The 26,530-nt window shown below is 70.0% G+C and carries 24 protein-coding genes and 1 pseudogene; 6 read left to right on the top strand and 19 right to left on the bottom strand.

Going from position 1 to position 26,530, the window contains the following annotated elements:
* Nucleotides 1-6: 6 nt before the first annotated feature.
* The 7 genes from ACF8NF_RS04200 to ACF8NF_RS04230 all read right to left on the bottom strand — a co-directional run bounded on the left by ACF8NF_RS04200 (nucleotide 7) and on the right by ACF8NF_RS04230 (nucleotide 6,832).
* Nucleotides 7-945 (bottom strand): CysB family HTH-type transcriptional regulator, encoded by a 939-nt coding sequence (locus tag ACF8NF_RS04200; protein WP_013800726.1) that lies wholly within the window; start codon nucleotides 943-945, stop codon nucleotides 7-9.
* An 87-nt stretch (nucleotides 946-1,032) separates the two neighbouring features.
* Nucleotides 1,033-1,521, bottom strand: coding sequence for a VOC family protein (locus tag ACF8NF_RS04205; RefSeq protein ID WP_198041259.1), 489 nt, complete (start codon nucleotides 1,519-1,521; stop codon nucleotides 1,033-1,035).
* A gap of 111 nt (nucleotides 1,522-1,632) precedes the next feature.
* Nucleotides 1,633-2,298 (bottom strand): methionine ABC transporter permease, encoded by a 666-nt coding sequence (locus ACF8NF_RS04210; RefSeq protein WP_013800725.1) that lies wholly within the window; start codon nucleotides 2,296-2,298, stop codon nucleotides 1,633-1,635.
* Nucleotides 2,276-3,418 (bottom strand): methionine ABC transporter ATP-binding protein, encoded by a 1,143-nt coding sequence (locus ACF8NF_RS04215; RefSeq protein ID WP_392450094.1) that lies wholly within the window; start codon nucleotides 3,416-3,418, stop codon nucleotides 2,276-2,278. Before ACF8NF_RS04215 ends, ACF8NF_RS04210 begins: the two co-directional genes overlap by 23 nt.
* Nucleotides 3,419-3,431: 13 nt before the next feature.
* Nucleotides 3,432-4,244, bottom strand: coding sequence for a MetQ/NlpA family ABC transporter substrate-binding protein (locus ACF8NF_RS04220; RefSeq protein WP_199135822.1), 813 nt, complete (start codon nucleotides 4,242-4,244; stop codon nucleotides 3,432-3,434).
* A 33-nt stretch (nucleotides 4,245-4,277) separates the two neighbouring features.
* A complete protein-coding gene (locus tag ACF8NF_RS04225) occupies nucleotides 4,278-5,381 on the bottom strand; it encodes an isopenicillin N synthase family oxygenase (RefSeq protein WP_043790067.1) in 1,104 nt (367 codons plus the stop codon).
* 35 nt (nucleotides 5,382-5,416) lie between these two features.
* On the bottom strand, nucleotides 5,417-6,832 hold the full coding sequence (locus ACF8NF_RS04230) for an O-acetylhomoserine aminocarboxypropyltransferase/cysteine synthase family protein (RefSeq protein ID WP_392450096.1): 1,416 nt from the start codon (nucleotides 6,830-6,832) through the stop codon (nucleotides 5,417-5,419).
* Between the two features lie 218 nt (nucleotides 6,833-7,050).
* Between ACF8NF_RS04230 and ACF8NF_RS04235 the strand changes: the two genes are divergently transcribed.
* Genes ACF8NF_RS04235 through ACF8NF_RS04250 form a run of 4 tightly spaced genes read left to right on the top strand, consistent with a single transcriptional unit; the run spans nucleotide 7,051 to nucleotide 11,242 of the window.
* Nucleotides 7,051-8,157 (top strand): ABC transporter substrate-binding protein, encoded by a 1,107-nt coding sequence (locus ACF8NF_RS04235; protein WP_392450097.1) that lies wholly within the window; start codon nucleotides 7,051-7,053, stop codon nucleotides 8,155-8,157.
* Nucleotides 8,154-9,209: an ABC transporter permease gene (locus ACF8NF_RS04240; RefSeq protein WP_392450099.1), complete on the top strand. Its 1,056-nt coding sequence runs from the start codon at nucleotides 8,154-8,156 to the stop codon at nucleotides 9,207-9,209. The genes ACF8NF_RS04235 and ACF8NF_RS04240 overlap by 4 nt, the downstream gene beginning before the upstream one ends.
* Nucleotides 9,203-10,039 carry an ABC transporter ATP-binding protein gene (locus ACF8NF_RS04245; RefSeq protein ID WP_392450100.1) on the top strand — a complete coding sequence of 279 codons (837 nt, stop codon included), beginning with the start codon at nucleotides 9,203-9,205 and terminating at the stop codon, nucleotides 10,037-10,039. The genes ACF8NF_RS04240 and ACF8NF_RS04245 overlap by 7 nt, the downstream gene beginning before the upstream one ends.
* A 12-nt stretch (nucleotides 10,040-10,051) precedes the next feature.
* Entirely contained in the window at nucleotides 10,052-11,242 is a 1,191-nt protein-coding gene (locus ACF8NF_RS04250; RefSeq protein ID WP_392450101.1) for a c-type cytochrome, read from the top strand.
* Nucleotides 11,243-11,287: 45 nt separating this feature from the next.
* On the opposite strand, the gene ACF8NF_RS04255 is transcribed toward ACF8NF_RS04250, so the two are convergent.
* Together ACF8NF_RS04255 and ACF8NF_RS04260 are read right to left on the bottom strand one after the other, a co-directional pair.
* Entirely contained in the window at nucleotides 11,288-11,569 is a 282-nt protein-coding gene (locus tag ACF8NF_RS04255; RefSeq protein WP_133073906.1) for a type II toxin-antitoxin system RelE/ParE family toxin, read from the bottom strand.
* Complete coding sequence (locus tag ACF8NF_RS04260; protein WP_043822143.1) at nucleotides 11,566-11,847, bottom strand: CopG family ribbon-helix-helix protein; 282 nt, start codon at nucleotides 11,845-11,847, stop codon at nucleotides 11,566-11,568. The genes ACF8NF_RS04255 and ACF8NF_RS04260 overlap by 4 nt, the downstream gene beginning before the upstream one ends.
* 252 nt (nucleotides 11,848-12,099) lie before the next feature.
* On the opposite strand from ACF8NF_RS04260, the gene ACF8NF_RS04265 reads away from it, so the two are divergent.
* Together ACF8NF_RS04265 and ACF8NF_RS04270 are read left to right on the top strand one after the other, a co-directional pair.
* Nucleotides 12,100-12,573, top strand: coding sequence for a (2Fe-2S)-binding protein (locus ACF8NF_RS04265; protein ID WP_012207419.1), 474 nt, complete (start codon nucleotides 12,100-12,102; stop codon nucleotides 12,571-12,573).
* 14 nt (nucleotides 12,574-12,587) lie between these two features.
* On the top strand, nucleotides 12,588-14,855 hold the full coding sequence (locus ACF8NF_RS04270; protein ID WP_392450102.1) for a molybdopterin cofactor-binding domain-containing protein: 2,268 nt from the start codon (nucleotides 12,588-12,590) through the stop codon (nucleotides 14,853-14,855).
* A gap of 48 nt (nucleotides 14,856-14,903) precedes the next feature.
* On the opposite strand, the gene ACF8NF_RS04275 is transcribed toward ACF8NF_RS04270, so the two are convergent.
* The 10 genes and pseudogenes from ACF8NF_RS04275 to ACF8NF_RS04320 all read right to left on the bottom strand — a co-directional run bounded on the left by ACF8NF_RS04275 (nucleotide 14,904) and on the right by ACF8NF_RS04320 (nucleotide 26,525).
* Nucleotides 14,904-15,875 (bottom strand): LysR family transcriptional regulator, encoded by a 972-nt coding sequence (locus ACF8NF_RS04275; protein WP_016450917.1) that lies wholly within the window; start codon nucleotides 15,873-15,875, stop codon nucleotides 14,904-14,906.
* An 84-nt stretch (nucleotides 15,876-15,959) separates the two neighbouring features.
* A pseudogene (locus ACF8NF_RS04280) lies at nucleotides 15,960-16,849 on the bottom strand (DMT family transporter).
* Nucleotides 16,846-17,853, bottom strand: a complete 1,008-nt coding sequence (locus ACF8NF_RS04285) for a LysR family transcriptional regulator (protein ID WP_192368425.1) — start codon at nucleotides 17,851-17,853, stop codon at nucleotides 16,846-16,848. Before ACF8NF_RS04285 ends, ACF8NF_RS04280 begins: the two are co-directional and overlap by 4 nt.
* Nucleotides 17,850-18,830, bottom strand: coding sequence for a quinone oxidoreductase (locus tag ACF8NF_RS04290; RefSeq protein ID WP_216293969.1), 981 nt, complete (start codon nucleotides 18,828-18,830; stop codon nucleotides 17,850-17,852). The genes ACF8NF_RS04285 and ACF8NF_RS04290 overlap by 4 nt, the downstream gene beginning before the upstream one ends.
* 131 nt (nucleotides 18,831-18,961) lie before the next feature.
* The gene (locus ACF8NF_RS04295; RefSeq protein WP_392450103.1) at nucleotides 18,962-20,080 is read right to left on the bottom strand and encodes a porin; all 1,119 of its coding nucleotides are present in this window, start codon (nucleotides 20,078-20,080) and stop codon (nucleotides 18,962-18,964) included.
* Between the two features lie 60 nt (nucleotides 20,081-20,140).
* Nucleotides 20,141-21,139, bottom strand: coding sequence for a tripartite tricarboxylate transporter substrate binding protein (locus ACF8NF_RS04300; protein WP_392450105.1), 999 nt, complete (start codon nucleotides 21,137-21,139; stop codon nucleotides 20,141-20,143).
* A gap of 46 nt (nucleotides 21,140-21,185) precedes the next feature.
* Nucleotides 21,186-22,271 (bottom strand): CobW family GTP-binding protein, encoded by a 1,086-nt coding sequence (locus ACF8NF_RS04305; RefSeq protein ID WP_392450107.1) that lies wholly within the window; start codon nucleotides 22,269-22,271, stop codon nucleotides 21,186-21,188.
* Nucleotides 22,268-22,633 carry a hypothetical protein gene (locus ACF8NF_RS04310; RefSeq protein WP_392450108.1) on the bottom strand — a complete coding sequence of 122 codons (366 nt, stop codon included), beginning with the start codon at nucleotides 22,631-22,633 and terminating at the stop codon, nucleotides 22,268-22,270. Before ACF8NF_RS04310 ends, ACF8NF_RS04305 begins: the two co-directional genes overlap by 4 nt.
* An 8-nt stretch (nucleotides 22,634-22,641) precedes the next feature.
* On the bottom strand, nucleotides 22,642-24,432 hold the full coding sequence (locus tag ACF8NF_RS04315) for a hydantoinase B/oxoprolinase family protein (RefSeq protein ID WP_392450109.1): 1,791 nt from the start codon (nucleotides 24,430-24,432) through the stop codon (nucleotides 22,642-22,644).
* Nucleotides 24,429-26,525, bottom strand: a complete 2,097-nt coding sequence (locus ACF8NF_RS04320) for a hydantoinase/oxoprolinase family protein (protein WP_016450909.1) — start codon at nucleotides 26,523-26,525, stop codon at nucleotides 24,429-24,431. Before ACF8NF_RS04320 ends, ACF8NF_RS04315 begins: the two co-directional genes overlap by 4 nt.
* Between the last annotated feature and the right edge of the window lie 5 nt (nucleotides 26,526-26,530).

Consider the following 26,530-nt stretch of genomic DNA (forward strand, 5'->3'; position numbering starts at 1 on the left):
GCCGGCCTACTCTGGCTCCACGCCCTGGCGCACGGCCTGCTCGACCACCTCGCGCGTCAGCGTGGGCACGAAGGTCTCGATGAAGGCATAGGCATAGCCGCGCAGCCAGGCGCCCTTGCGCAGGCCCAGCCGCGTGGTGTTGACCTCGAACAGGTGGCCGGCGTCCAGCGTGCGCAGGCCCTGGTCTCGCTCGGCATCCAGCGCCACCGAGGCGACGATGCCCACGCCCATGTCCAGCTCCACATAGGTCTTGATCACGTCGGCGTCCATGGCCGTGAGCACCACGTCGGGCTCCAGGCCTTCGCGCGCAAAGGCCTCGTCGATGTGGGCGCGGCCCGTATAGCCCTGCTCGTAGGTGATGATGGGAAAGCGCGACAGCGCCTCCAGCGTCAGCGCCTGCTGCGACTGCAGCAGCGGGTGGCCCGGCGGCACGACCACGCCGTGCGTCCAGCGGTAGCAGGGCAGCGCGACCAGGCCTTCATAGCCGGCCAGCGCCTCGGTGGCCACGCCGATGTCGGCCTCGCCGCTGCGCAGCATCTGCGCCACCTGCTCGGGCGATCCCTGGTGCAGGTGCAGGCGCACCTGCGGATAGCGCTGGCGGAAGTCGCGCACCACATGGGGCAGCGCATAGCGAGCCTGGGAGTGGGTGGCGGCAATCGACAGCCGGCCCTGCTCGCTGGCGCTGAAGTCGGCGCCCACGCGGCGCAGGTTGTCGGCCTCCAGCATCAGGCGCTCGACGATGGGCAGCAGCGCCTCGCCGGGCGGCGTCAGCCCGGTCAGCCGCTTGCCCGCGCGGATGAAGATCTCCACGCCCAGTTCTTCCTCCAGCTCGCGGATCTGACGGCTCACGCCGGGCTGGGAGGTGTGCAGCGTGTGGGCCACCTCGGTCAGGCTGTAGCCGCGGCGCACGGTTTCGCGCACATAGCGCAGTTGCTGGAAGTTCATGGGCAAGGCTCCGCCCGGGGCCGGTGCGGCCCGGGCCTGTGAAAGGCAAAAGCAGGAAGGAAAGAGAGAGGGGGACGGCGAGAGGCTTCAGGCCGGGCAGGCCACGGCCGGCTCATCCGGGGCATCGGCCGCTGCCTCGCGGGGCAGCTCCAGCAGCTCGATCAGATTGCCTGCGGGGTCGCGCGCATAGCAGCGCCGGCCCTCGCTCACGGGCGCCACCTCCAGCGCAAGGCCGCCGTGCACCAGCAACTGCTGGCGCAGCGCATCCACGTCGCTGACCGTCAGCGCCAGGTGCACCAGGTTGCCCGCCGCGCGCTCGGTGCCGCCGGACTGCCCCTTGTAGGGCACCAGATCGATGCGCTGCCCGCCGGCCAGAAAGCTCAGGCCCGGACGCCCGGCAACGGTCAGGGCAGACAGGCCCAGCACTTCGCCATAAAAGCGCTCCATGGCCGCCTGGGCACGCGCCGGGAAGGACAGCTGGACATGGTGGACGCCACAGACGATGGCCACGCCCGGCTTCATGGCAGTGCGGCCGGCAAGAGGGGAAGGCCAGGCGGGGCGTGTGGTGTGGGTCATCGAAGCGTCTCGAAAAAGAATCAGCAGCCCGAATGCTGCTGCAGGCCATTGTCGAGACAAGTCGAAAAAACCAAAAATAATAAAAATTCAGTCTGTTATTTCCAAATCATCTCAAGAGATCGAACGCCGGTGGTCGGCACGGCGCGCCAGCCATTCGCCGCCGAACTGCAGCACCGACACCAGGGCCACCAGGATGACGATGACCTCGAACATCACGCGCGTCTCATAGCGCTCGTAGCCGTAGCGGATGGCCAGGTCGCCCAGGCCGCCCGCCCCCACGGCGCCCGCCATGGCCGAGGCATTGACCATGGCGATCACGCTCACGGTCATGCCGCCGATCAGGCCCGGCAGCGCCTCAGGCAGCAGCACCTGGCGCACGATCTGCGGGCGGCGCAGGCCCATGGCGCGCGCCGCCTCCACCAGGCCGCCGTCCACTTCGCCCAGGCTGACCTGGGCGATGCGCGCAAAGAACGGGATCAGGTTGGCCGACAGCGGCACCACCGCCGCCCAGGTGCCCAGCGTGGTGCCCACGATGGCGCGCGTCACCGGCAGCAGGGCCACCAACAGGATGATGAAGGGAATGGCCCGGCCGATGTTCACCGCCGCCGACAGCCCCCGGTACAGGCGCGGCCTGGCGTAGAGCCCGCCCGGCGCCGTGGTGTGCAGAACGATGGCCAGCGCCAGCCCGGCAACGATGGCGATCAGCGAGGACGCGCCCGCCATCAGCAGGGTTTCCAGAAAGGCCTGCAGGTATTTATCGAGCGGGGGCAGGGACATGGCCAAGCAGTTGCAGTGAATCGGCGCCCAGCGCCTGTTGAAGGGAGGACAGCGCGGCCGGTGAAAGCGGCGAGGGTGCCGACGGCAGATCCTGCACCGGCACGCCCACCAGCAGGCGGCCCTGCGAACGCCCGCGCATGCAGTCCAGGCCCCCCTGCAACAAACGGGCACGCGGGCCCAGCACCTGAAGCTGCGCCAGCGGCAGGCCCTGCTGGCTGCCGCCGTCGGCCCATCCGATGGCCAGCACGGCGACGGCCTCCGGACCATCGGCCGCCGCCACCAGTTCCAGGTCCGCCGCCAAGGCCTGCCGCAGCGGCCGCAGCAGCGCACGCGCCGCCTCCGAGCGCGGTGCCGCAAACAGCTTCCAGACCTCGCCGATCTCCTGCAGCCGGCCCTGGTCCAGCACCAGCACGCGGTCGCAGACCTCGCGGATCACGGCCATGTCGTGCGTGATGAGCACGATGGTCAGCTGCAGCTTGCGGTTGATCTCGCGCAGCAGCTCCAGGATGGACTGCGTGGTCTCGGGGTCCAGGGCCGAGGTGGCCTCGTCGCACAGCAGGATTTCGGGCTCGTGCACCAGCGCGCGCGCAATGCCCACGCGCTGCTTTTGCCCGCCCGAGAGCTGGGCCGGATAGGCGCCGCTCTTGTCCGCCAGCCCCACCAGGGCCAGCAACTCGTCCACCCGCGCGCGCACGAGCGCGGGCCGCCAGCCCGCGGCCTGCAGCGGCAGGGCCACGTTCTCGTACACCGTGCGCGAGGACAGGAGGTTGAAGTGCTGGAAGATCATGCCGATGCGCCGGCGCAGCGCCACCAGCGCGTCCTCGTCCAGCGTGGCGACATCGGTGCCGTCCACCAGCACGCGGCCGCTGCTGGGCCGCTCCAGCGCATTGATGGTGCGCAGCAGCGTGGATTTGCCGGCGCCGCTGCGGCCGATGATGCCGAACACCTCGGCACGCGCCACCTCGAAGCTCAGCGCCTGCAGCGCGTGCACGGGCTCGCCCGCGCTCCTTCCCGTGCCCGTGCCCGGGTATTGCTTGCGCACGCCCTCGAAGACGATGTGCGGCCGCTGCAGCGCATCGCTTGCATGGGGCTCGCCGGCCGCCGCCTGTTCCACCTTCATTGCCTTACACGCCTCAGAAGGCCGGCAGCACCGAGCCCTGGTACCTGCTCACGATGAACTGGCGCACGGGCTCGGACTGGTAGGCGCGCAGCAGGGCCGCGACCCAGGGTGCAGCGCGGTCGCGCTCGTGCACGGCAATGATGTTCACGTAGGGATTGCGCTCGCGCCTTTCGACGGCAATGCCATCGCGCGTGGCGATCAGCCCGGCCTGGTAGGCAAAGCTGTTGACGATGGCCGAGGCATCGAGATCGTCCAGCGAGCGCGCCAGCACCACCGAAGCGGCCTCCACCAGCTGCACCTTCTTCTGGTAGCTGGCGATGTCGGCCAGGCCCGCCGTGCCCTTGAAGGGGTCGAAGCCTTCGCGCAGCTTCAGGATGCCCTGGTCCTGCAGCACCACCAGCGCGCGCGTCTGGTTGCTGGGATCGTTGGGAATGCCCAGGCGCGCGCCAGCGGGCAGGTCGGCCAGGCGTTTGTGCTTTTTCGAATAGAAGGCGATGGGCGAGATGTAGGTGTCGCCGGCCGCCACCAGCCGGTAGCCGCGCTGCTGGTTCTGGTCGCGCAGGAACGGCACATGCTGGAAGGAGTTGGCCTCGATGTCGCCGTTGTTCAGCGCCTCGTTGGGGCTGGCCGCGCCGCTGATGACCACGGGCTTGACCTGCAGCCCCTGCTCGCGCGCCACGCGGGTCACCACCTCCCAGATTTCCTCGTCCACGCCGCCGCGCACGCCCACGCGCAGCGGGCCGGCCTGCGCGGCCCGGATGGCGCCTGACATCGCCGCCACCGAGGCCCCCGCCGCCAGTCTCCGCAGAAATACTCGCTTGTCCATCGCACAGTCCTTTCAAGAATCAACAGGAGTCGATCAATAGGCACCGGGGTGCAACTCACGGCCAGCGGCGCGGGCCTGGGCCTGCAGGCGGGCGAAATGCTCGGGATAGAAGCGCTGGGCCACATCCAGGTGGGAGCGCACGCGGCCCTTGAGCGCGTTCTCGCCCACATGGCTGAACAGCGGGTTGTCCGGGTCGCTCTGCGGCCCCGTGGCCAGCACGGCCAGCTCGGGCGGCAGGGTCAGCAGCGGCACCTGGCCAAGGTCCAGGCGCGGCGCCAGGAAGTAGGCGATGGAGTAGCGCTGCACGCCCGCGCGCGGCACCAGCACGCGATGCACGTTGGCGCGCAGATAGCCGTTGGTGGCCAGCTCCAGCATCTCGCCGATGTTGATGACGAAGGCCCCGTCGCGCGGCGGCACATCGACCCAGCCAGCCGGCGTCTCCACCTGCAGCCCGCCCACCTCGTCCTGCAGCAGCAGGGTCAGCAGGCCGCCGTCCTTGTGTGCGCCCACGCCCTGGCCTGCTGCGCCCAGCTCGCTGCCCGGGTAGTGGATGATCTTGATGCGGTGCGCAGGCAGGCCGCTGACCAGGGCGTCCAGCGCGCCCTCGGGCAGCTGCAGCGCGGCCACGAAGTGGCGCAGCAGCTCCAGCGCCACGCCATGCGCTGCCGCCTGCCAGGCCAGCACCTCCTCGCGGAACCCGGGCAGGGCCTGCGGCCACTGGTTGGGGCCTTGCAGCCCCTTCCAGTCCGGCACGCCGGGGCCTGCGGGAATCTCGGGCGATTCCTCGCCCAGGTCGATCTGCTCGCGCTGGTCGGGCCGCTGGCGCGTGATCTCCATGCCCACGGCCGTATAGCCCCGGAAGTGCCGCGTGTTGGCAATGGCCAGCGCCTGCTTGTCCGCCAGCGGCAGCGCAAAGAATTCGCGCGCGCGCCGCTGTATGCCCTGCCATGCGTCCCGGCCTATGCCATGCCCTTCCAGGTAGAAGAAGCCGGTGTCGCGTGCCGTGCGCGCCAGCTGGCGCAGCGCCTGGGCCTGCGTGGCCGGGTCGCGCAGGGCCTGCAGATCGATGACGGGCAGGGCCGGGGTTGCCGCTGTGGCGGCGGGCGCTTCGAGAGTGGATGCTGTCAAGGTGCTCATGCTGTGCTGCCAGGGAAGGGGGAAGGAAGGGGCGCTCAGGCCGCCAGGCGCTGATCGCGGTCTTGCTCGCGGTTTTGTTCGCGGTCTTGTTCGCGTTCGGCAGCCAACACCGCATGGCCCTGCGCCTGCTCCAGCGCCTGCGCCAGGTCGGCCAGCAGGTCCTGCGGATGCTCTATGCCGATGGACAGGCGCACCAGCCCGGGCGCAATGCCCACGCGTGCCAGCTCCTCGTCGCTGAGCAGGCTGTGCGTGGTCTCGGCAGGAATGGCGGCCAGCGACTTGCTGTCGCCGATGTTGACCAGGCGCAGGAACAGGCGCAGCGCGTCATAGAAGGCGCGCGCCGCCTGCCGGCCGCCGCGCAGCTCGAAGCCCAGCAGCGCCGGCACATGCCCGCCGCGCAGCTGGCGCAGGGCCAGCGCGTGGTCGGCGTGGCCGCTCTGGCTGGCGTGGTGTATGCGCTCCACCAGCGGATGGCGCTGCAGGAAATCGATCACGGCCAGCGTGTTGCGGCTGGCGCGCTCCTGGCGCAGGCCCAGCGTCTCCAGGCCCTGCAGCAGCAGGAAGGCGCTGTGCGGCGCCAGCGCCGCGCCGCAGTTGCGCAGCAGCACGGCACGGGCCCGCGCGATGAAGGCGCGGTCGGGAAATTTCTCGGTAAAGACAAAGCCCTGGTAGGCCGGCTCGGGCGCGCTGAACTGCGGGTAGCGCCCCGCGTGCGCCACCCAGTCGAAGCGGCCGCTGTCCACGATCAGCCCGCCCAGCACATTGCCGTGTCCGCCAATGGCCTTGGTGGCCGAATGCACGACGATGTCGGCGTCCCAGTCGAAGGGCCGCAGCAGCAGCGGCGAAGCCACGGTGTTGTCCACCACCAGGGCCACGCCCGCCGCATGGCTGATATCGGCCAGCTGGCGCAGGTCGGCAATGCCGCCCGATGGATTGCCCACGGACTCCACGAACACGGCCTTGGTGCGTGGCCCTATCGCCCGGCGCAACGCCTGGAAATCATCCTTGGCCACGGCCGTGCTCTGCACGCCGCGCGAGGCCAGCACATGGGCGATGAAGTTGTGCGTGCCGCCATACAGCTGCGAGGCCACGACCACATGGTCGCCCGCACTGGCCAGCGTGGCCAGCGCCACATCGATGGCGGCCATGCCCGAGGCCAGGGCCAGCGCGGCCACGCCGCCTTCGAGAGCCGCAATGCGCTGCTCCAGCACCGCCAGCGTGGGGTTGGCCGTGCGCGAGTACACATCGCCCTCCTCCACCAGGCCGAACAGGTTGGCGCCGTGCTGGGCGCTGTCGAACACGAAGGAGGTGCTCTGGTAGATGGGCACGGCCGCGCTGCGCTGCTGCTCGCGCCCCCGGTAGCCGGCGTGCAAGGCCTGGGTGTCCTGCTGCCACAGCGCATCGCTGGCTGCGTCGTGCGGGGCGGACTCGGTGCCGGTCGCTGAGGTCATGCATGGACTCCGTATGAGTGGTCGATGCAGCCCATTATTCGAAGCCCGCGCCCTGCGCACTACGAAGAAAAACGCGTTCGCTTATTCGGTTTGCGCATGTCGCCGGGCCGCGCCCTTCCTAGTTGCCACGCACATATGGATGCGCGTTTTGCGTCGTTGGAAACACGGCACCCAGCGGACAGCATCGGCAGTCCCGAAACTGCTTTGGAGGGAGTTCCATGACCCGCAAGACCCAGACCGAGATCGACAGGACCCAGGACAGCCGCTGCGCCCATGGCGCCGATTGCGGTGCTTTCGGGGTGCTCGATGCTCCCGAGGCGACCGAGCCCTCGCTCTCGCGCCGCGCCCTGATCCGCGCCGGCGCCGCAGCCGGCGCGCTGGGATCGGCCGCCTGGTTCAGCGGCCGCGCCGGGGCGCAGCCGCGCCAGAAGATCACCTTTGCCTGGAGCCAGGCCAGCTTCTGCCATTCGCCCATTCCCGTGGCGCTGGAGCGCGGCTTTTTCGAGCGCAACGGCCTGGACGTGGAACTGCTGAACTGGGGCGGCTCGGCCGACCAGTTGCTGGAGGCGCTGGCCACGGGCAAGGCCGATGCGGGCGCGGGCCTGATCCACCGCTGGATCAAGCCGCTGGAGGCGGGGCTGGATGTCAAGCTCATCGGCAGCGTGCATGGCGGCTGCCTGCGCCTGGTGGGCCTGAAGTCGGCCGGCGTCACGCTGGACCCCAGCACGCTCAAGGGCAAGACCATCGGCGTGGCCGATCTCAACAGCCCGGCCAAGCAGTTCTATTCCATCCACCTGGCCAAGCGCGGCCTGGATGTGGACAAGGACATCGAATGGCGCGTCTACCCGGCCGACCTGCTGGATGTGGCCGCCAAGAAGGGCGAAATCCAGGCCATTGCCGACGGCGACCCCAATCTCTACCTGATCGAGAAACGCAACCCCGGCACCTTCCTCGAACTGGGCAACAGCGCCAAGAACGAATACGCCGAAAGCATTTGCTGCGTGATCGGCGCAGGCGCAAAGTTCGCCCGGGCCAACAAGCCCGCAGCGGCCAGCGTGGTGCGCGCGCTGACCCAGGCCTCGGACTACATCGCCGAGAACCCCAACGAAACGGCGAAGATCTTTGCCAGGTACTCGCCCAAGGTTCCCGTCGAGGACCTGCAGCGCCTGCTGGCCGAGCTGACCTTCAAACACCATCCGCACGGCAAGCCGCTGCGCGACGAAGTCCAGGCCTTTGCGGCCGACTTCCGCACGGCCGGCGTGCTCAAGAAGCAGACCGACCCTGGCCGCTTTGCCAGCCACATCACGCTGGACGTCCTCGCATGAGCACCGCAAGACCACGCTGGCGCCTGGGCGCCACGGATGCCGCACCCGGCCTGGAACGGGAACAGGCGCAGGACTCGCGCAAGCCAGGCCCCTGGCGCACCGGCCTGCTGGCCGCCGCCGCCTGGGCCGGCCTGGGCATGCTGACCCTGCTGTGGCCCAACAAGGAGATCGGCTTCAGCGAATGGGCATTCACGCAGGAATTCGGCATTGCCGCCCTGGCCGTGGCCCTTTTGCTGCTGGCATCGGCAGCGCTGCCTGTGCGCCCCATACGGGCAGCACGGCGCATCGACCTCTGGCTGCGCCCGGCCGGTGCCTGGCTGGTGGCGGCGCCGCTGCTGCTGGCGCTGTGGGAGACGCTGACGGCCAAGCTCGGCGCGCTGCCGCCGCCGTTCTTCGCGCCACCGCAAAGCCTGATCGACGTGGTGCACGAGGACTGGCAGCGCCTGGGCCTGTCCACGCTGTATTCGCTGCGGCTGCTGCTCAACGGCATCGTGTTCGGCGCGGTGATCGGCTTTCTCACGGGCGTGTGGATAGGCTGGTCGCGCATCGCAGGCTACTGGGTGCATCCGCTGCTGCGCTTCCTGGGGCCGGTGCCGGCCTCGGCCCTGCTGCCGCTGGCCTTTTTCTTCGCGCCGTCGAGCTACTCGGCAGCCGTGTTCCTGGTGGCGCTGGCCACGTTCTTCCCGGTGGCCGTGCTGACCTGGTCGGGCGTGGCCTCGGTCAGCAAGAGCTACTACGACGTGGCGCGCACGCTGGGCGCATCGCCCTGGTTCCTGGTGCTGCGCGTGGCCATCCCGGCCGCCCTGCCCCAGGTCTTCGTGGGCCTGTTCATGGGGCTGGGCGCCTCGTTCTCGGTGCTGATCACGGCCGAGATGATGGGCGTGAAGGCCGGCCTGGGCTGGTATCTGCAGTGGGCCCAGGGCTGGGCAGCCTACGCCAACATGTACACGGCGCTGCTGGTCATGGCCGTGCTGTGCTCGGGCCTGATCACACTCCTGTTCACCGTGCGCGACCGCACGCTGTCGTGGCAGAAGGGAACCGTCAAATGGTGATTGCCGCAGAACACGCCGCCAACGCCGCAGCCACGCCCGCCATCGCCGGGGCGGCCCTAGCCGGGGCGGCCCTAGCCGGCGCGGCCATCGATGTGCAGGCCGTCAGCCACTGGTTCGGCCAGGGGCAGGGCGCGCTGCAGGTGCTCGACGAGGTCAGCCTGCAGGTGCGGCCCGGCGAGTTCGTCGCCCTGCTGGGCCCCAGCGGCTGCGGCAAGTCCACGCTGCTGCGCCTGGTGGCCGGGCTGGAGGCCCCCACGGCCGGCGCCGTGGCGCAGGACGGCACGGCCATCACCGAGCCCGATCCCTCGCGCATCGTCGTCTTCCAGGACCCCACGCTGTTTCCCTGGCGCACGGTGCGCGGCAACGTGGCCCTGGGCCTGCAGGCACGCGGCCTGCTGGACAGCCAGTCCCACCGCATTGATGAGGCCCTGCGCCTGGTGGGGCTGGAGGATTTCGCGGACAGCCATCCCCACCAGCTGTCGGGCGGCATGGCCCAGCGCGCGGCCCTGGCGCGCGCCCTGGTCAACGACCCGCGCCTGCTGATCCTGGACGAGCCGCTGGGCAAGCTCGACTCGCTGACGCGGCTGGCCATGCAAAGCGAGATCCTCAAGATCTGGCAGCGCGCAGGCTTTTCCGTGCTGCTGGTCACCCACGATGTGGAAGAGGCCCTCTTCCTGGCCCACCGCGTGCTGGTCTTCAGCCAGCGGCCCGCCCGCATCGTGGCCGAGATCGATGTGGACCTGCCCTACCCGCGCCAGCGCGGCCACGCCCGCCTGTCCGAGCTGCGCCACAAGGCCCTGCGCCACCTGGGCCTGGACCAGACCTGGTAGCGCCCGCCTCCGATGCAACGCAGCGACTCCCCCGACTGGCTCAACCCCTTGATCGGCGCCATGCAGCAGGCCCAGGTCGGCCTGCTGCAGCTGCTGCATGGCCTGGGCCTGGCCGGCACGGTGGATGGGCAGCCCGCCTGGCCCTGGGCCGTGCGCCTGTCCGGCGAAAACCTGCTGATCGACCTGGGCCAGGCCCGGGGCCTGCTGTGGTCGCTGGCGGCCGTGGCCACCGCCATCGTTTTGCTGTTGCTGGCCCTGGTGCTGGTCCTGGTTCTGCGCCGCATCCGCCTGCCGGCCCTGGTGCTGACCGCGCTGGCCGCGCTCGCCCTGCTGCTGGCCCCCTGGCCGCGTGCCGACCTGATCCTGGTGCCCGCGCATGCCACCAGCTTCCATGCCTCGCCCACGGGCTTCAGCGTGGAGAGCATTGCGCGCGGCGGCGCGGTCTATGCCCAGCACTGCACGGCCTGCCACGGTGCCGATGGCCGGGGCCACGGCCCGCTGGCCGCCAGCCAGCCGGTCTGGCCCCCCAACTTCACCAGCCCGCTGCTGTGGCGCCGCGCCGATGGGGAATTGCTCTGGGCCATTCTTCATGACCGCCGCCCCGTGGAGTCTGGCGACGGCGCACGGGCACACGGCCAAGCCGACCGGCTGTCCAGCGACGACGCCTGGGCCCTGATCGACTTCATGAAGGCCCGCGCCGCAGGCCAGATGCTGCAGATCGCCGGCAGCTGGCCCTATCCCGTGGGACTTCCCGACATGGCCGTGCAGTGCGCAGGCCAGCCCGCACGCCGCCTGAGCACATGGCAAAGCCGCCAGCAGCGGCTGAGGGTGGTGGCAGGCAGCGGCCCGGTGCAGGAAGACCCGCGCCTGGTCAGCCTTCAGCTGTCGCCCGATGGCGGCAACCGCGCCGCCAGCGCCCTGGACTGCACCGTCAACGACCCGCGCGCCTGGCAGGCCATGGCCCTGCTCAGCGGCTCGGAGCAGCTGCAGGGCATGCAATGGCTGGGCGACCGCAGCGGCTGGCTGCGCGCGCTATCGCGTCCGGGCGCCCAGGGCTGGTCGGAGGACGACCTGGTCTGCCGCACGGACACGGCGGCCAAGACCACCTCCGGCGCTGGCCCCGTGGCCGACGGCCTGGGCGCGCTGATTGCACGCATGGACGCCGAGCCCGTGCGGTTCATCAAGGGTGGGTTTGTGCATTGAGTTGTGCATTGATCAGGGCCATCCCGGCCTGGCATGCAGTTATCGTCACCGCGCTGGCGGCCACTGGCGCGCGGTGTGCACCAGGGACAGCACCCAGACCGTCGTGCCATTGATCTCATAGACAAGGCGGTAGCTTCCATGGGGAATCAGCTCGCGCGTGCCGGCAATCCTGCCCGTTTTGCCCATCTTGGGATACGCGGCCAACCGAGCCGCTGCGTCGCTGAAAAGCAGGTCCATGCGCAAGGCTGCGCGAGGATTGTCAGCTGCGATGTAGTCCCAGATATCGGCGCGATCCTGCTGCGCCTGCGGCGTCCAGATGACTTTCACGCACGGTCTGCCGCAACCTGACGGCGCCGGGCAGCGAACTCGGCCTCGACTTCCTCATTCGAGCGGCCAAGTCCAGCGCGCATGGAGGCACGTCCCTCCTCGACCTTGCGCTGAAGATAGCCGTCATATTCGCGGGCCTTGCGGCGCTGCTCAATGTAGTCGCGCATCAACTCCCGCATGACCTGGGATGCGGGCCGGTCCTCGCCTGCGGCTTCGGCCATGAAGTCTTCGCGCAGCTCGGCTTCCAGTTTCATGGTGAAAACGGCTTCCTTGGGCATGATTGACTCCTGTGAAGATACCAACAAAGTATATACATCGTCAGTACCAAACACTCCAGAGACTCAACCGCTTCACCCCATTCGCAACTTGCACTTGCCAATGCATCAAGCAAATCAGGACTAGTTGCAAGCAAGGCCTCTTTCTATATTCGCGCCTCGACGGCGCCCGGCTTCCATGGGCCGCCGCTGCGCACGACACTACTGCGGGGACCCCACCCCTGCCTGACTGACCCACAACAAGGAGAGACTGCGATGACCGATCTCACCATCAACGGCAAGACCGTTTCCATGGACCTGGACCCCGAGACGCCCATTCTGTGGGCCCTGCGCGACACGCTGGAGATGACCGGCACCAAGTTCGGCTGCGGCGCGGCGCTGTGCGGCGCCTGCACGGTGCACATGAACGGCCAGGCCATACGTTCCTGCGTGACGCCGATCTCGGCGGCCGCGGGCCAGAAGATCACCACCATCGAGGCCATGACCTCGGGCTCCGACCGCGTGGGCACCGCCGTGCGCGATGCCTGGGTGCGCCACGACGTGGCCCAGTGCGGCTACTGCCAGAGCGGGCAGATCATGAGCGCCACGGCCTTCCTCAAGTCGCTGCCCAAGGGCAAGAAGCCCAGCGGCGAGGAGATAGACGCGGCCATGGCCGGCAACATCTGCCGCTGTGGAACCTATGCGCGCATCCGCACGGCCGTGGCCGATGCCGCGCGCACCCTGGGCTGAATGGAGAACGCCGCATGCTGACCACCTTCAACCCCGCCGAACTGCCGCGCGCCCTGCAGCACATCCTGGACCGTGACGAGGCCGCTGCTGCCATCGCCGACGCGCCCACCCTTGCACAGATCCCCCGCCGCAGCTTCCTCAAGATCGCCGGGGCCGGTTCGCTGGCCCTGGGCGTGTTTCCCGCCATGGCGCAGGCGCCGGGCAAGGGCGAGGCCGCCGGCCTCAAGCCCACCGAGCAGCCCGCCTCCTTCGTGGAGATCTCGCCCAGCGGCGAAGTCACCGTGGCCATCAACCGCCTGGAGTTCGGCCAGGGCGTGCACACCGCCCTGCCCCTGGTGCTGGCCGAGGAGTTGGACGCCGACTGGAGCAAGGTCCGCGCCCGCCTGGGCGGCAACGATGCGGCCTATGCCGATCCGCGCTACGGAATCCAGATGACGGGCGGCTCCACCGCCCTCAAGCACAGCTACACCCAGTACCGCGAGCTGGGCGCCCGTGCGCGCGCCATGCTGGTGGCCGCCGCCGCCGCGCAGTGGAAGGTGGACGCCGCCACGCTGCGCACGCGCGAGGGCTTCGTGCTCGGCCCCAACGGCAAGAAGCTGTCGTATGGCGAGCTGGCCCAGGCCGCCATGGCCCAGCCCGTGCCGGCCACCGTCGTGCTGAAGAATCCCAAGGACTTCCGCCTGATCGGCAAGCCCACGGGCCGCATCGACGCCCGGGCCAAGAGCAGCGGCCAGCAGAGCTTCGGCATCGACATGCACCTGCCGGGCCAGCTGACGGCGGTGATTGCACACCCGCCCGTGTTCAAGGCACAGCTGGCCTCGCTGGACGACGCTGCGGCGCGTGCCGTGCCCGGCGTCAAGGCCGTGCTGCGCGTGCCCGTGGACGGCGGCGGCGAAGGCGTGGCCGTGATCGCCACCGGCTACTGGCCTGCGCGCAAGGGCCGCGAAGCGCTGAAGGCGCAATGGAACACCGACGCCGTGGAGAAGGTGGACAGCGAACGCCAGCTGGCCCAGTACCGCGAACTGGCCGCGCAGCCCGGCGCGCGCCACTTCGACGCCGATATCTCGGCGCTGGACAAGGCGCCGCGCCATATCGAGGCCGAGTTCAGCTTCCCCTACCTGGCCCATGCGCCCATGGAGCCGCTCAACTGCACGGTGCAGATGGGCGAGACCGGCGAGGCCGGAGCCGACCTCTACCTGGGCACGCAGTTCGCGGGCGTGGACGGCATGGCCGCCGCGCGCGTGCTGGGCCTCAAGCCCGAGCAGGTGCGCGTGCACGTGCAGATGGCCGGCGGCGGCTTTGGCCGCCGGGGCGTGGGCACCAGCGACTATGTGGTCGAGGCCTGCCAGGTGGCGCTGGCCGCGCGCCGCGCCGGCCTGAGCGCCCCCGTGCGCATGGTCTGGAGCCGCGAGGACGACATCAAGGGCGGCTACTACCGCCCCATGCACCTGCACCGCGCCAGGATCGGCTTCGACGAACGCGGCAAGGTGCTGGGCTGGGACCACGCCATCGTGGGCCAGTCCATCACGGCGGGCACCATGTTCGAGGGCGGCATGATCAAGAACGGCATCGACGCCACGGCCGTGGAGGGCATGCGCGAGCCCTATCCGCTGCCCATGCGCCTGACCGTGCACCACCCCAAGGTCAACGTGCCCGTGCTGTGGTGGCGCAGCGTGGGATCGACCCACACGGCCTTCGTCATGGAAACGCTGATCGACGAGATCGCGCGCAGCAGCCGCCAGGACCCCGTGGCCTACCGCATGCAGATGTTCGGCGACAAGCACCCGCGCCATCGCCTGGCCCTGCAGCTGGCCGTGGACAAGAGCGGCTACGGCAAGCGCCAGCTGCGCGCGGGCCGGGCGTGGGGCGTGGCCGTGCACGAGTCCTTCGACACGGTGGTGGCCTATGTGGTGGAGGCCTCGGTCAAGGACGGCCGCCCGGTGCTGCACAAGGCCACAGCCGGCGTGCACTGCAACCTGGCCGTGAACCCGCGCACCATCGAGGCGCAGGTGCAGGGCGCGGCGCTGATGGGCCTGTCCATGTGCCTGCCCGGCGCGGCGATCACGCTCAAGGACGGCGTGGTGGAGCAGAGCAACTTCGGCGACTTCGCCGTGCCGCGCATCACCGACATGCCCGAGATCGCCGTCCACGTCGTGCCCAGCGCCGAGCCGCCGACGGGCATGGGCGAGCCCGGCCTGCCGCCGCTGGCCCCGGCCTTCGCCAACGCCGTGGCGCAGCTCACGGGCAAGCCCGTGCGCAAGCTGCCGTTCGACCTGGCGTGATCGATCTGGCGTGATCGATCTGGCCTGAACGGCCGGACCTGATCCCGGTCAGCCCCCCGAAAGGGCGGCGGCACCTGCGGCCGCCGCCCTTTCCAGTTCTTCCATGGTCAGCAGATAGTCCGGGCAGTCCTGCAGCCGCTGCACGGCCAGGTCGATGAAGGCACGCACGCGCCGGGGCAGCGCGTCGCGGCTGCCGTAGTAGACATGCAGGCCGATGTGCTCGCTGACATGCGCCAGCAGCACGGGCACCAGGCGCCCCGCGCGGATGTGCGCGGCCGCGCAGATGTTGGACAGCTGGCCCAGCACCTGGCCGGCCAGCACGGCATGCAGCTCCAGCTCGGCATCGTTGGTGGACAGGGCCGGCTGCAGGTAGCGGTGCGTGAGCTCGCCATCGACCGGCAGGTACCAGGGCATCACCGTGTCCGTGGCCGCATGGCGGAACATGCTGCAGCGGTGCGCGGCCAGCTCGTCCAGCGACCGGGGCACGCCATGGCGCTGCAGGTACTGCGGCGCCGCGCAGACGATGAGCTGCACGGGAAACAGCCGCCGCCCGATCACGCTTTCATCGGGCGAGGCGCCGATGCGAAACCCCGCATCGACCCGGTCCAGCACCCAGTTGCCTATGCCGTCGTCCAGCCGCACATCGGGGACGATGCCCGGGTGCAGGCGGCAGAACTCATCGAGCAGCGGCATCAGCACGGGCGCAAAGCAGGACTTGGGGCCCACGATGCGCAACGGCCCCGCAATGCCCTCGCGGCTGTCGCGTGCCAGGTTCAGTGCGCGGTCCAGCGCGGCCAGCGCCGGCTGGGTGTCCTGCAGGAAACGCTGGCCCTCCTCGGTCAGCGCCAGGCTGCGCGTGGTCCGGTGCAGCAGGCGCACGCCCAGGTGCTGCTCCAGATGGGCCACCGCCTGGCTGGCGGCCTGGGGGCTCACGCCCTGGGACAGCGCCGCCTGGCGCAGGCTGCCCAGCTCGACCGCCTTGGCAAAGGTGGCGATGGCGCGCAGTTCATTGATGGGCATGGTGCGGAAATCCGGTATTCGTGGGCTGACAGTGCCGCAGTATCCCGCCTTTGCGCATGCCCTGCCCGCGGCTTGCGGGGCAAGCTAGCGCCCCTGGCGCGCCAGCCATACGCCGGCTGCCGTCAAGGCCATGCCCGCCAGCGCCAGGCCGCCCAGCGTCTCGCCGAACATGGCCCAGGCGATCAGGGCCGTGGCCGGCGGCGTCAGGTAGAACAGGCTGGCCACGTGCACGGCGCCGCCCCGGCGTATCAGCAGGTTGAGCAGGCTGACCGCGCCCACGGACAGCACCAGCACCAGCCAGCCCAGCGCGAACAGGAACTCGCCGCTCCAGCGCACCTGCATGGTTTCGGTGGCCAGGGCCAGCGCCCCGTCGCCACCAGGCAGGGCAGGTACTGGATGACCGAGCCCGTGCGCAGATCAAACGAGGGACAGAACCGCTTCTGGTACAGCGTGCCGGCCGTGATGCCGGCCAGCGCCACCACGGCCGGCACCAGCATGGCCAGCAGGGCATGGACCGGCACCGAGGCGATCTTGCCCGCCACCACCAGGGCCACGCCCGTGAAGCCCAGCGCCAGCCCGGCCCACTGCCGGGGCCGCACGGACTCGCCCAGCAAGGTGCCGGCCACCAGCGCCGTGATCAGCGGCTGCAGCCCCACCACCAGGGCCGTCACGCCCGAAGGCAGGCCGTGGGCGATGGCCGTGAACACGCCGGCCAGGTACACGCCATGCACGAACAGCCCTGACACGCCAATGTGCAGCCACTGCCGTGCCGACCGCGGCCAGGGCGCGCGCAGCACCAGGGCTACCGCCGCCATCAGCACCAGGACGATGGCATAGCGCAGCGTCAGAAAGGTCAGCGGCTCCACATAGGGCAGGCCGAACTTGGCGCCGATGAAGCCCGTGCTCCACAGCAGCACGAACAGCCAGGGAAGCAAGGCGGCCGCCAAGGCGGGCGGCGAGGGTCTTTGGGTCATGGAGCGGATGCGGAAAAGGGCGGGGGCAGGGGTGGGGGCGGCGCCAGTGTGTCATGCCCCGTGCGCCAGGGGCTGCGCGTGGCAAACCACCGCACCAGGCAGTCGCGCAGCGCCGTCATGGCCGCGCTGCTGAACGCCGCCGAGGGCCGCACGAAGTAGATGCCCGAGGCCCCATCCAGGCGCCATTGCGGCAGCACCCGCACCAGCCGGCCTGCGGCCATGTGCTCGCTCATCAGCCAGTCGCCGCCGGCCAGAATGCCCACGCCCATGACGGCGGCCGTGAGCAGGGCCTCGCTGTCATTGCTGACCATGGGGCCGCGCACCAGCACGGTGTGCCGGGCCTGGCCCTGAGGCACATCGCCCGATGCGCCTCCGTGCACCAGCTCCCATTGCGGAAACGACTGCAGTCCCGTGAAGCCCAGGCAGCGGTGCGCCGCCAGGTCCTCGGGGTGCACCGGCGTGCCGTGGGCCTGCAGATAGGCGGGCGCGGCGCCCAGGATGCGCTGGTGCCCGCCCAGCCGCAGCGCCACCAGCCGGCTGTCCGCCAGCCGGCCTATGCGCACCGCCGCGTCGAAGCGCTCGCCCACGATGTCCACGAAGCGGTCCGCATACTCCACCTCCAGCACGATCTGCGGATGGGCCAGCGCAAACTCGGCCAGCAGCGGGCTGAGCCAGCGCCGTCCCATGGCGGCCGGCAGCGACAGCCGCAGCCGGCCCCGCGCCTGCGAGGCGCCCTGGGCGGCCTCCTTCTGGGCATCGGCAATCAGGCCGGCCGCCTGGCGCACCTTGTCCACCAGGCGCAGGCCCTCGTCGGTCAGGTGCAGATGGCGTGTGCTGCGCTCCACCAGCCGCACGCCCAGCCGGGTCTCCAGCGCGTTCAGGCGTTTGGACAGCACGGACGGATGGCGCAGCAAGGCCCGCCCCGCCGCAGCGAAGGAGCCTTGTTCATGCAGCGCCACCAGGGCCGCCAGTTCATCGGCGTGCTGGCTGTCCAGAAGGTTCATGGGGTCAGGATGATCGCACCTTGGGAGCGTCCCTGCTCCAGATCGCCATGCGCCTGCGCCACCTCCGCCAGCGCATACCGGCGCCAGACGCCGGGCACGATGATGCCGGCCGCCACGGCGGCCAGCACATCCCGTGCGCGCTCCTGGTACTCGGCCGCCGTGGCCGTGTGCGCGGCCAGCGAGGGGCGCGTGAGGAACAGCGAGCCCTTGGCATTGAGCGTGGCCACCGAGATGGGATCGGGCAGGCCGGAGGTCGCGCCGAAGGACACCAGCAGGCCGCGCGGGCGCAGGCAGTCCAGCGAGGCGCCCAGCGTCGTGCGGCCGATGGGGTCGTAGACCACGTCGGCCTTCAGGCCCCCGGTGGCCTGCAGCACCTGGCCCGGCAGCGTGGCCGCATCGAACACGAAGACCTCGTCGCAGCCGGCCGCCCGCGCGCGCTCCACGCTGGCTGCCTTGGACACCACGCCGATCACCAGGGCGCCCAGGTGCCTGGCCCAGGCGCACATCAACTGGCCCAGCGCACCGGCGGCGCCATAGATCACGATGCGGCTGCCGGGGCCCACGGCATGGGTGGTCTTGAGCAGGTACTGCGCCGTGATGCCCTTGAACAGCACGGCCGCCGCCGCGTCGTCCGCCAGCGCATCGGGCAGCTTCACCAGGCGCTCGGCCGGGTACAGGCGGGCGCTGGCATAGGCGCCCAGCGGCCCCGTGGCGTAGCCCACGCGCTCGCCCACGGCCACATTCGTCACGCCCTCGCCCACGGCGGCCACCCGCCCCGCGCCCTCCAGCCCCAGGCCCGAGGGAAAGGCGATGGCGACAGCGCCCTTGCGCTGGCTCACGTCCAGCGGGTTCACGCCGATGGCCGTCTGCTCCAGCCAGACCTGGCCGGGGCCGGGCGCCTGCACCTCGACCGGCTCCAGGCGCATGGCGTCGGGGGTGCCTGCGGCGTCCATGCGGACCTTGATCAATGGATTCATCTCGCTGCTCCGTGAAATGGGTGCAGCGTAGAAGAAGCGATTGAGGGCAGCAATAGGCCGGCGTGCAGTTCACTGCTGCATGGGGTGCAGCAATGACCACGAACCAGCGCGCACGCCGCCCACGCTGCCCGTCAGAAGTCGTGCCGGAGGCCCAGCTCGAAGGCCGTGGAAGCGCGCCCGCCAAAGTAATTGGCCGCGGCCGGATTGCCGCTGACAGCCGCACCCCCGGCAATGGCGAAGGTCGCCCCATTGCGGTTGGACATGCGGGCCGCATGCGCGTACAGCGCCGTGCGCCGCGACAGCGAGTGCACATAGCCCAGCGCCCACAGGTCGGCATCGCTGGCGCTTTGCGCCGCCGTTGCGCCCTTCTGGTCGGCCTTGACATAGCTGAGCTTGACCACGCCGCTGCCCACGGGAAGGCTCATGCCCACCAGGGTGTTGACCGTGCGGTCCACGCCATGCACCCAGCGGCGCTGGGCCAGGCTGGCCTTGAGCCAGCCGAAGTCGTAGGAGACACCGTAGCTCTGGTCCTTGAAATGGATGCCGCTCAGGGTGTTGCGCGTGGTGAACTGCGCGCCCGCCACGTTCCAGCCCGCGTCCGCCCAGCCCAGCCGAAAGCCGTTGCCGCGCGTCTGGCCTGCCGCCGTGGCGCCCTTCTCGCCCAAGGTGGCGATCAGGCTGCCGGACACGCCCTGCAGCCCGCCCAGGCCGGCCGGCAGGAAATACTCCACCGCATTGCTCACGCGCAGCGTGGGATTGGCCGCCTGCGACTCCGGCGCCGTGCCGAAGGCCTGGCCCAGCGCGCGGGAAGCCGTGAACGAGCGAAAGCCATTGGCGCTGCCGATGCCCAGCGTGGCAAACGGATCGAAGCCGCTCCACACCAGGTGCGTGGGCACCCAGTCCCGCCCCAGCCGCAGCTCGCCCCATTGGCGCGAGGCCAGGCTGACCGTGGAGCGCCGGTCCCAGAACGGGCCGCTGGCGCCCATGGCGCCGGTGTCGGCCAGCAGGCTGCCGTCCAGGTAGAAGCCCGCGCTCAGGCCGTCGCCCAGGTCCTCCTGCCCCCGCAATACCAGCTTGCTGGTGGAATTGGCGCCGCTGGCCTGCGAGGTGACCGTGCCCAGGCCCTGGTTGCGCACCTGCCTGACGCTCACATCGACGGTGCCCGAGATCGATACCGAGGACTGCGCGCCCGCATGCGCGGCGGCCAGCCCCAGCGAGGCGGCCAGGGCCTGGCGTATGAATACCTGCATGTTGTCTCCTTGTGGTTTTTTGCTTTGCTTTTTCTCGGATGTTTGCCGGGGTCTGCCCGGCTACTCAGGCTTGAAGCCCGCGCCCTTGAGCAGCGCGGCGCTCTGCGCCACATCGGCGGCGATGAAGCGCTTGAACTGCTCGGTGCTCTCCGAAACCGTGTCGATGCCCAGGCTCGCGAAGGCGCCGGACCTGGCCAGCTCGGCCACCGCCGCGTTGGAGGCCTGGTTCAGCCGCTGCACCCGGTCGGCAGGCGTGTCTTTGGGCGCCCACAGTCCGTACCAGGAGGTGTAGGCAAACCGCGGCAGGCCGCTTTCCTGCATGGTGGGCACCTCGGGCGCCAGCGGGCTGCGCTTGCCGGAGGTGATCGCAATCGGCCGCACCTTGCCGGCCTTGGCCAGCGGCAGCACGGAGACCATGGAGTCGAGCAGCAGGTCCACATGGCCGCCGCCCACATCCACCAGCGCGGGCTGCGTGCCCTTGTAGGGTACGTACTCGAGGCGCATGCGGCCCTGCTGGGCCAGCAGCAGCGTGGCCAGGTGGCTGGGTGCGCCCACGGCGGGAATGGCCGCCGTCCACGTGCTCTTGGCGCCTGCGGCCCGCACCTCGCCCAGCTTGCTGTGGGGCAGCTGCGGCGAGATCACCAGCATCAGCGGGGCCTCGCCCACGCGCGCCACGGGGACAAAGTCGGTCTGCGGGTCATAGGGCGGATGGGCCAATACCTGCTTGGCCAGCACATGCGTGGCGGCCGAGAACAGCAGGGTGTAGCCATCGGGGGCAGCCGCCAGCACCGCACGGCCGCCCACCACGCCGCTGCCGCCCACACGGTTCTCGACGATGACCGTCGTGCCCAGCTGCTTGCGCAACTGCTCGGCAAACAGGCGCGCCGCGCTGTCCACGCCGCCGCCCGCCACGAACGGGACGATGACCTTGACCATCTTGCCCGGCTCGGGAAAGGCGGCGGGCGCACTGGACGAGGCCATGCTGGCGATGGGCAAGGCAGCCAGCGCACCCAGTAAGGCGCCCAGCACCGGCCCCTTCAGCCGTGTCAGAGTTTTCATGCTTTGTCTCCTGTTTCTTTTGAAAATGGGCCGGCCGTTGCGTGGCTCAGCCCGGGTCCTGAATCGGCGCGCGCCGCCTGTGCCTGCGCACCAGCACGCTCAGCGTGTCGTCCAGGGCCTGGGCATCCAGCCCCCGCGTGATGAAAACGATGCGCGTGCGCCGGTCGGCACCCGGCCAGCGGGGCAGCGTCTGCGGCGGGGCGAACAGGTGCTGCACGCCATGGATGACCAGGGGCTGGTCCGGGTGCTCCTGCAGGTGCACGATGCCTTTGACGCGCAGCAGGTCATCGCCGCGCATGGCCGTGACCCAGTCCATCCATTCGCCGAACGCCTGCGCGGGCAGGGGCTCGTCGCGCTGCAGCACAAAGGACGAGATGCCGTCGCGGTGCGTGCCTGCCGGCGCAGTCACCGGAGCTGTCACCGGAGCCATGGCCCGGTAGCCGGGTGCCTGGAGCATGCCCGCAGCGGCGTCCTGCTGCCCCGTCGCGCCTTCCGACATCAGCCGCTGCAGCAGCGCCACATGGTGGGCGGGGTCCATGCCTTGCGGCGCCTCGCCGTTGATGGCCTGCACCTGGGCCAGCAGTTGCGCAGCGGGCTGTGCGCCGCCCAGCAAATCTGTCTTGGTCAGCAGCACCAGGTCGGCCACAGCCAGCTGCCGCACGGCTTCGGGATAGCCTGCCAGCGTGGCGCTGCCCAGCACGGCATCGACCGTGCAGGCCACGCCGGCCAGCGCATAGCGCGCGCGCACGGCGGGCTCGCCCAGGAAGGAGCGCAGTATCGGCCCCGGGTCCGCCAGGCCGCTGGTTTCGATCAGCACGCGGAGCGGCGCGCCCTGTCCGCGCAGGGCCAGGCGCTCCAGCGCCTCCACCAGATCGCCGCGCACGCTGCAGCACAGGCAGCCATTGGCCAGCAGCACCGTGTCCTCGCAGGCCAGGCTGGTCAGGTCCTGGTCGATGCCGACCGCACCGAACTCGTTGACGATGACGGCCGTCCCGTGCAGGTCCGGCAGCGCCAGCAGCCGGTTGAGCAGCGTGGTCTTGCCGCTGCCCAGGAAGCCCGTGAGCACGGTGACCGGAATGCGCTGGCCCGCCGCTTCGGGCAGGGCCAGCAGGCTGGAGAAATGCCCGCTCATGACGCCACCCCACCATGCACCTCTGCGAACGAGCGCAGCGTGCGCTCCAGCCGCGCCAGCGCCCACTGCGCCACGGCCTGCGGCACCTCGTCCGAGCCCAGCGCATCGAGCAGGCCGCGCAGCGGCTGCGCGCCCTGCCCGGGTGCGGGCCGGGCACGGAACCAGGCCGCCACCTCGGGCTGCTCGCAGCGCTCGCCTCCGTCCTGCAGGTAGTCCACGATATCCAGCTCGAAGTCCTCCAGCCGCAGGCTGATGCCGCCTGCCCCGCAGGCGCAGGCACTGCCCAGGGCGACATGGCGCAGCGCCAGGGCGCACCACAGGTCCCAGAGCCGCTCGGCCTGCAGGGCGTGGTCGGAGGCCATGGCCGTGCTCACTGCCCGTCCCAGGCAACGGCTGAGGTTGCCGTTGCGGCCGACGGAGACCTGCCGCTGCGCAGCGCCTGCGTGCCCTCGTGGTCCACCTGTCCCTGGCCATCCAGCGCCACGCGGTAGACCTCGCGGGCCACCTGGGCGCTCACATAGCCTTCGCGCACGTCCTCGGCCACCTTGTCCAGTTCGCGCGCCAGCGGGTCGCCAAAGCCCCCGCCGCCGCCCGACAGCATGCGGTAGGCATCGCCGCGCTCCAGACGCACGTTGAAGATCTTGGCGTTGGCATGGTCGGTCTTCCACTCGCCCTTGTGGCGCACGGCCAGGCCGTTGCCCATGGCGTCGCCGCCGCCCTCCAGGCCCCAGGGCTTGCAGTGCACGCGGTCGATGCGCGTGGTGACGGTGAAGGGCGACAGCGCCTGCACCACCATCTCCGCGCCCAGGCCGCCCCGGTACTGGCCCGCGCCGGCCGAGTCCTGGCGGATCTCGTACTTCTCCACCAGCACCGGGTACTTGGCCTCGAGCTGCTCGGTGGGGCTGTTGTGGGTGTCGCCGTCATTGATGCAGACGGTGACGGACACGCCGTCCTCGCGGCTCTTGGCGCCCCAGCCGCCGCCCAGCGGGCCGATGCCGACGATGAACAGCCGCCCGTCCTCGGGCGAGATGCCATGGATGTTGGGAAACACCAGGTCCGCATGGTGGCCCGCGATGGAGCGATCGGGAATCGCCGGCGCCAGGGCCTTGAAGATGGTGTCGATCACCGTCATGGGGAAGGTCATCCACACGCGCATGGGATAGGGCCTCTCGGCGCTGATCACCGTGCCCATGGGCATGATCACCTTGAGCGGCCGGAAGCTGCCGTCGTTGACCGGGTAGTCGGTCGGCGTGGTGAGGCATTTGTAGGCCACCTGCGCGCAGGCGATGCCCGTGGTGAAGCCGGAGTTGTAGAAGCCGCGCACCTGCTTGGAGACATCCGACAGGTCCACCGTCATCTCGTCTCCCTGCACCGTGACCTTGACGCGGATGGGAATGCGCTTGCCGATGTCCAGCCCGTCGTCGTCCATGAAGGACTCGGCCTCGTACACGCCATCGGGAATCGACAGCGTGTTCTTGCGCGCCACGGCCTCGCTGGAATCCATGATCTGCGCGATGGCGCCGTTGACCGCACCCACGCCATAGCGCTGCAGCAGTTCCACATAGCGGCGCTCGCCCGTGGTGATGGCCGTGATCTGCGCGCGCAGATCGCCCAGGGCCCGCTCGGCCAGGCGCACGTTCATCGCGATGATGTCGATCAGGTCCTGGTTGACCTCGCCCTGGCGCTGGTACTTCATGATGGGGATCTGTATCCCCTCGCTGAAGATGTCCGTGGTGACGTTGCCCAGCGTGCCGCCCACGTCCAGCCAGTGGGCCATGCAGCAGGTGAAGCCTTCGAGCCGGCCCTCATGGAACACCGGCATGGTGAACGTGAAGTGGTTCAGGTGGCTGCCGGTGGTGTAGGCATCGTTGGTGACCAGGATGTCGCCGGGCAGGATGTTCTCGTAGCCGAAGTGGCGGATCTTGGCCTTGACCGTCTCCGACATGCCGCGGATGAACATGGGCAGGCCCAGGCCGATGGACACCGTATCGCCCTCGCGCGTGAACAGGCCGACCGTGAAGTCCAGCGCCTCGTAGATGATGAGGTTGTAGGCCGTGCGCGTCAGGTTGGTCTTCATCTCCTCCGTGACGGCGTACAGGCCGTTGCGGATGATCTCGACGGTGACCGGATCGACGGGCCTGGAGTCAGTGGGGTGGTTCATGTGCGGTCGCTCCCGATGTCGATTTGCAGATTGCCCAGTTCGTCCACGCGCAGCCGGTCTCCGGGCTGCACGACGGTGGTGGATGCGTGTTCCTCGATCAGCGCGGGCCCCGCGATCTCGTTGCCCGCCAGCAGGCGCTCGCGCAGATGCACCGGCGTGTCCACCCAGCCGCTGGAGCGGAAATAGACGGGCTTGACCGTGCGCACGGAGGCACGGCTGGGCTCGGCACTGCCGCGCTCCACGCTGTGCCTGGGCGGTTTCTTCATCGTGCCCAGCACCGTGACGCGCAGGCTCACGAGGTCGGCCGGCTCCTGCGGGGCCGAGGTGCCGTAGCGCACCTTGTGCAGCTCGTCGAACTGGCGCTTGATGGCCGAGCGGTCCCGGCCCTCGAAGAAGGCCATGGGCAGGTCCACGGTCACCGCATGCTCCTGGCCCACGTAGCGCATGTCGGCGGCGCGCTCGATCACGATGCCGTCCGGCGCGATGCCGGACTGCGCCAGCGCGGCGCGGCCCTCGTCCTCCATGCTCTGGTAGGCGGCCTCGATCTCCTCGAAGGACACCTCGCCCAGCTTGCGGAACACCGAGCGCACGTAGTCGTAGCGCAGGTCGGAGAACAGCATTCCGTAGGCCGAGAAATAGCCGGGCGCATAGGGGATCAGCACCTTGCGGATGCCGATCTCGCGCGCAATGGCCGAGGCGTGCAGCGGCCCCGCGCCGCCGTAGACGACCATGGTGAAGCTGCCCGCATCCAGGCCGCGCTCGGTGGTCACGGCCTTGACGGCATGCGACATCTGCGTCACGGCGATGCGCAGGATGCCGTCGGCCGCCTCGGTGGGCTCCAGGCCCAGCGGGGTCGCCACGCGCTCGGCCATCTGGCGCTGGCAGGCGTCCATGTCCAGCTGCAGCTCGCCGCCCAGGAAATGCTCCGCGTCCAGCCGGCCCAGCACCAGGTTGGCGTCGGTCACCGTGGGCTCCAGCCCGCCACGGCCATAGGCCACGGGGCCGGGGATGGAGCCGGCGCTTTGCGGGCCCACGCGCAGCGCGTTGCCCGTCTCCACGCGGGCGATGGAGCCGCCGCCCGTGCCCACTTCGTGGATATCCATCATCGGGATCTGTATCGGCAGGGCCTGCTCATAGCCGCCGATCAGCGCCGAGCCCGTGGTCAGCGGCCGGCCCTCGCTGATCACGCCGGCCTTGGCCGTGGTGCCACCCATGTCGAAGGCGATGGCGTCGCCCATGCCCAGCTGCGCACAGATGGCCTGGGCGCCGATCACGCCGGCCGCCGGCCCCGATTCGAGCATGCGCACGCAGCCCACCTTGGCATGCTCGACCGGGAACAGGCCGCCCGTGGACTGCACGATGTAGAAGTCGCCCTCGAAGCCCTTGCCGCCCAGGTGGTTCTCCAGCTGGCCCAGGTACTGCGACACGCGCGGCCCCACATAGGCATTGGCCACGGCGGTGGACACGCGCTCGAACTCGCGGTACTCCTGCGACAGCTCGTGCGAGGCGCAGACAAAGGCGCCCGGCATCTCTTCCTGCAGGATCTGCTTGACGCGCTGCTCGTGCGCCGGGTTGCGGTAGGAGTGCAGCAGCAGCACGGCCACGGCCTCCACGCCCTGCCCTGCCAGCTCGCGGGCCAGCTCGCGCACGGCTGCCTCGTCCAGCGGCTTGTGCAGGCTGCCGTCGGCGCGCAGGCGCTCGGACACCTCATGGCGCAGCGAGCGCCGCACCAGCGGCTGGTGCTTGTTGAAGAACAGGTTGTAGGCATCGGGCCGGTTCACGCGGCCGATCTCGTAGATGTCGCGGAAGCCCTCGGTGATCAGCAGCGCGGTGTGGGCGCCATTGCGCTCCAGCAGCGTGTTGATGGCAATGGTGGAGCCGTGCAGGAACAGATGGCCGTCGCGCCAGTCGATGCCCGCGCTGTCTATCGTGGCCTGGATGCCGTTGACCAGCTCGCCATGCGTGGACAGGGCCTTGCCGAACAGCAGCCGGCCGCTGGCCTCGTCGAACGCCGCCATGTCGGTGAAGGTGCCGCCGATATCGACGGCAATGCGCAGCCGGGGCCGCTGCGAAATCGCTTGTTGGTTGTCCATGAATT

This window comes from Delftia sp. WSY_22, from assembly GCF_043104185.1.
Lineage (GTDB): Bacteria > Pseudomonadota > Gammaproteobacteria > Burkholderiales > Burkholderiaceae_C > Comamonas > Comamonas tsuruhatensis.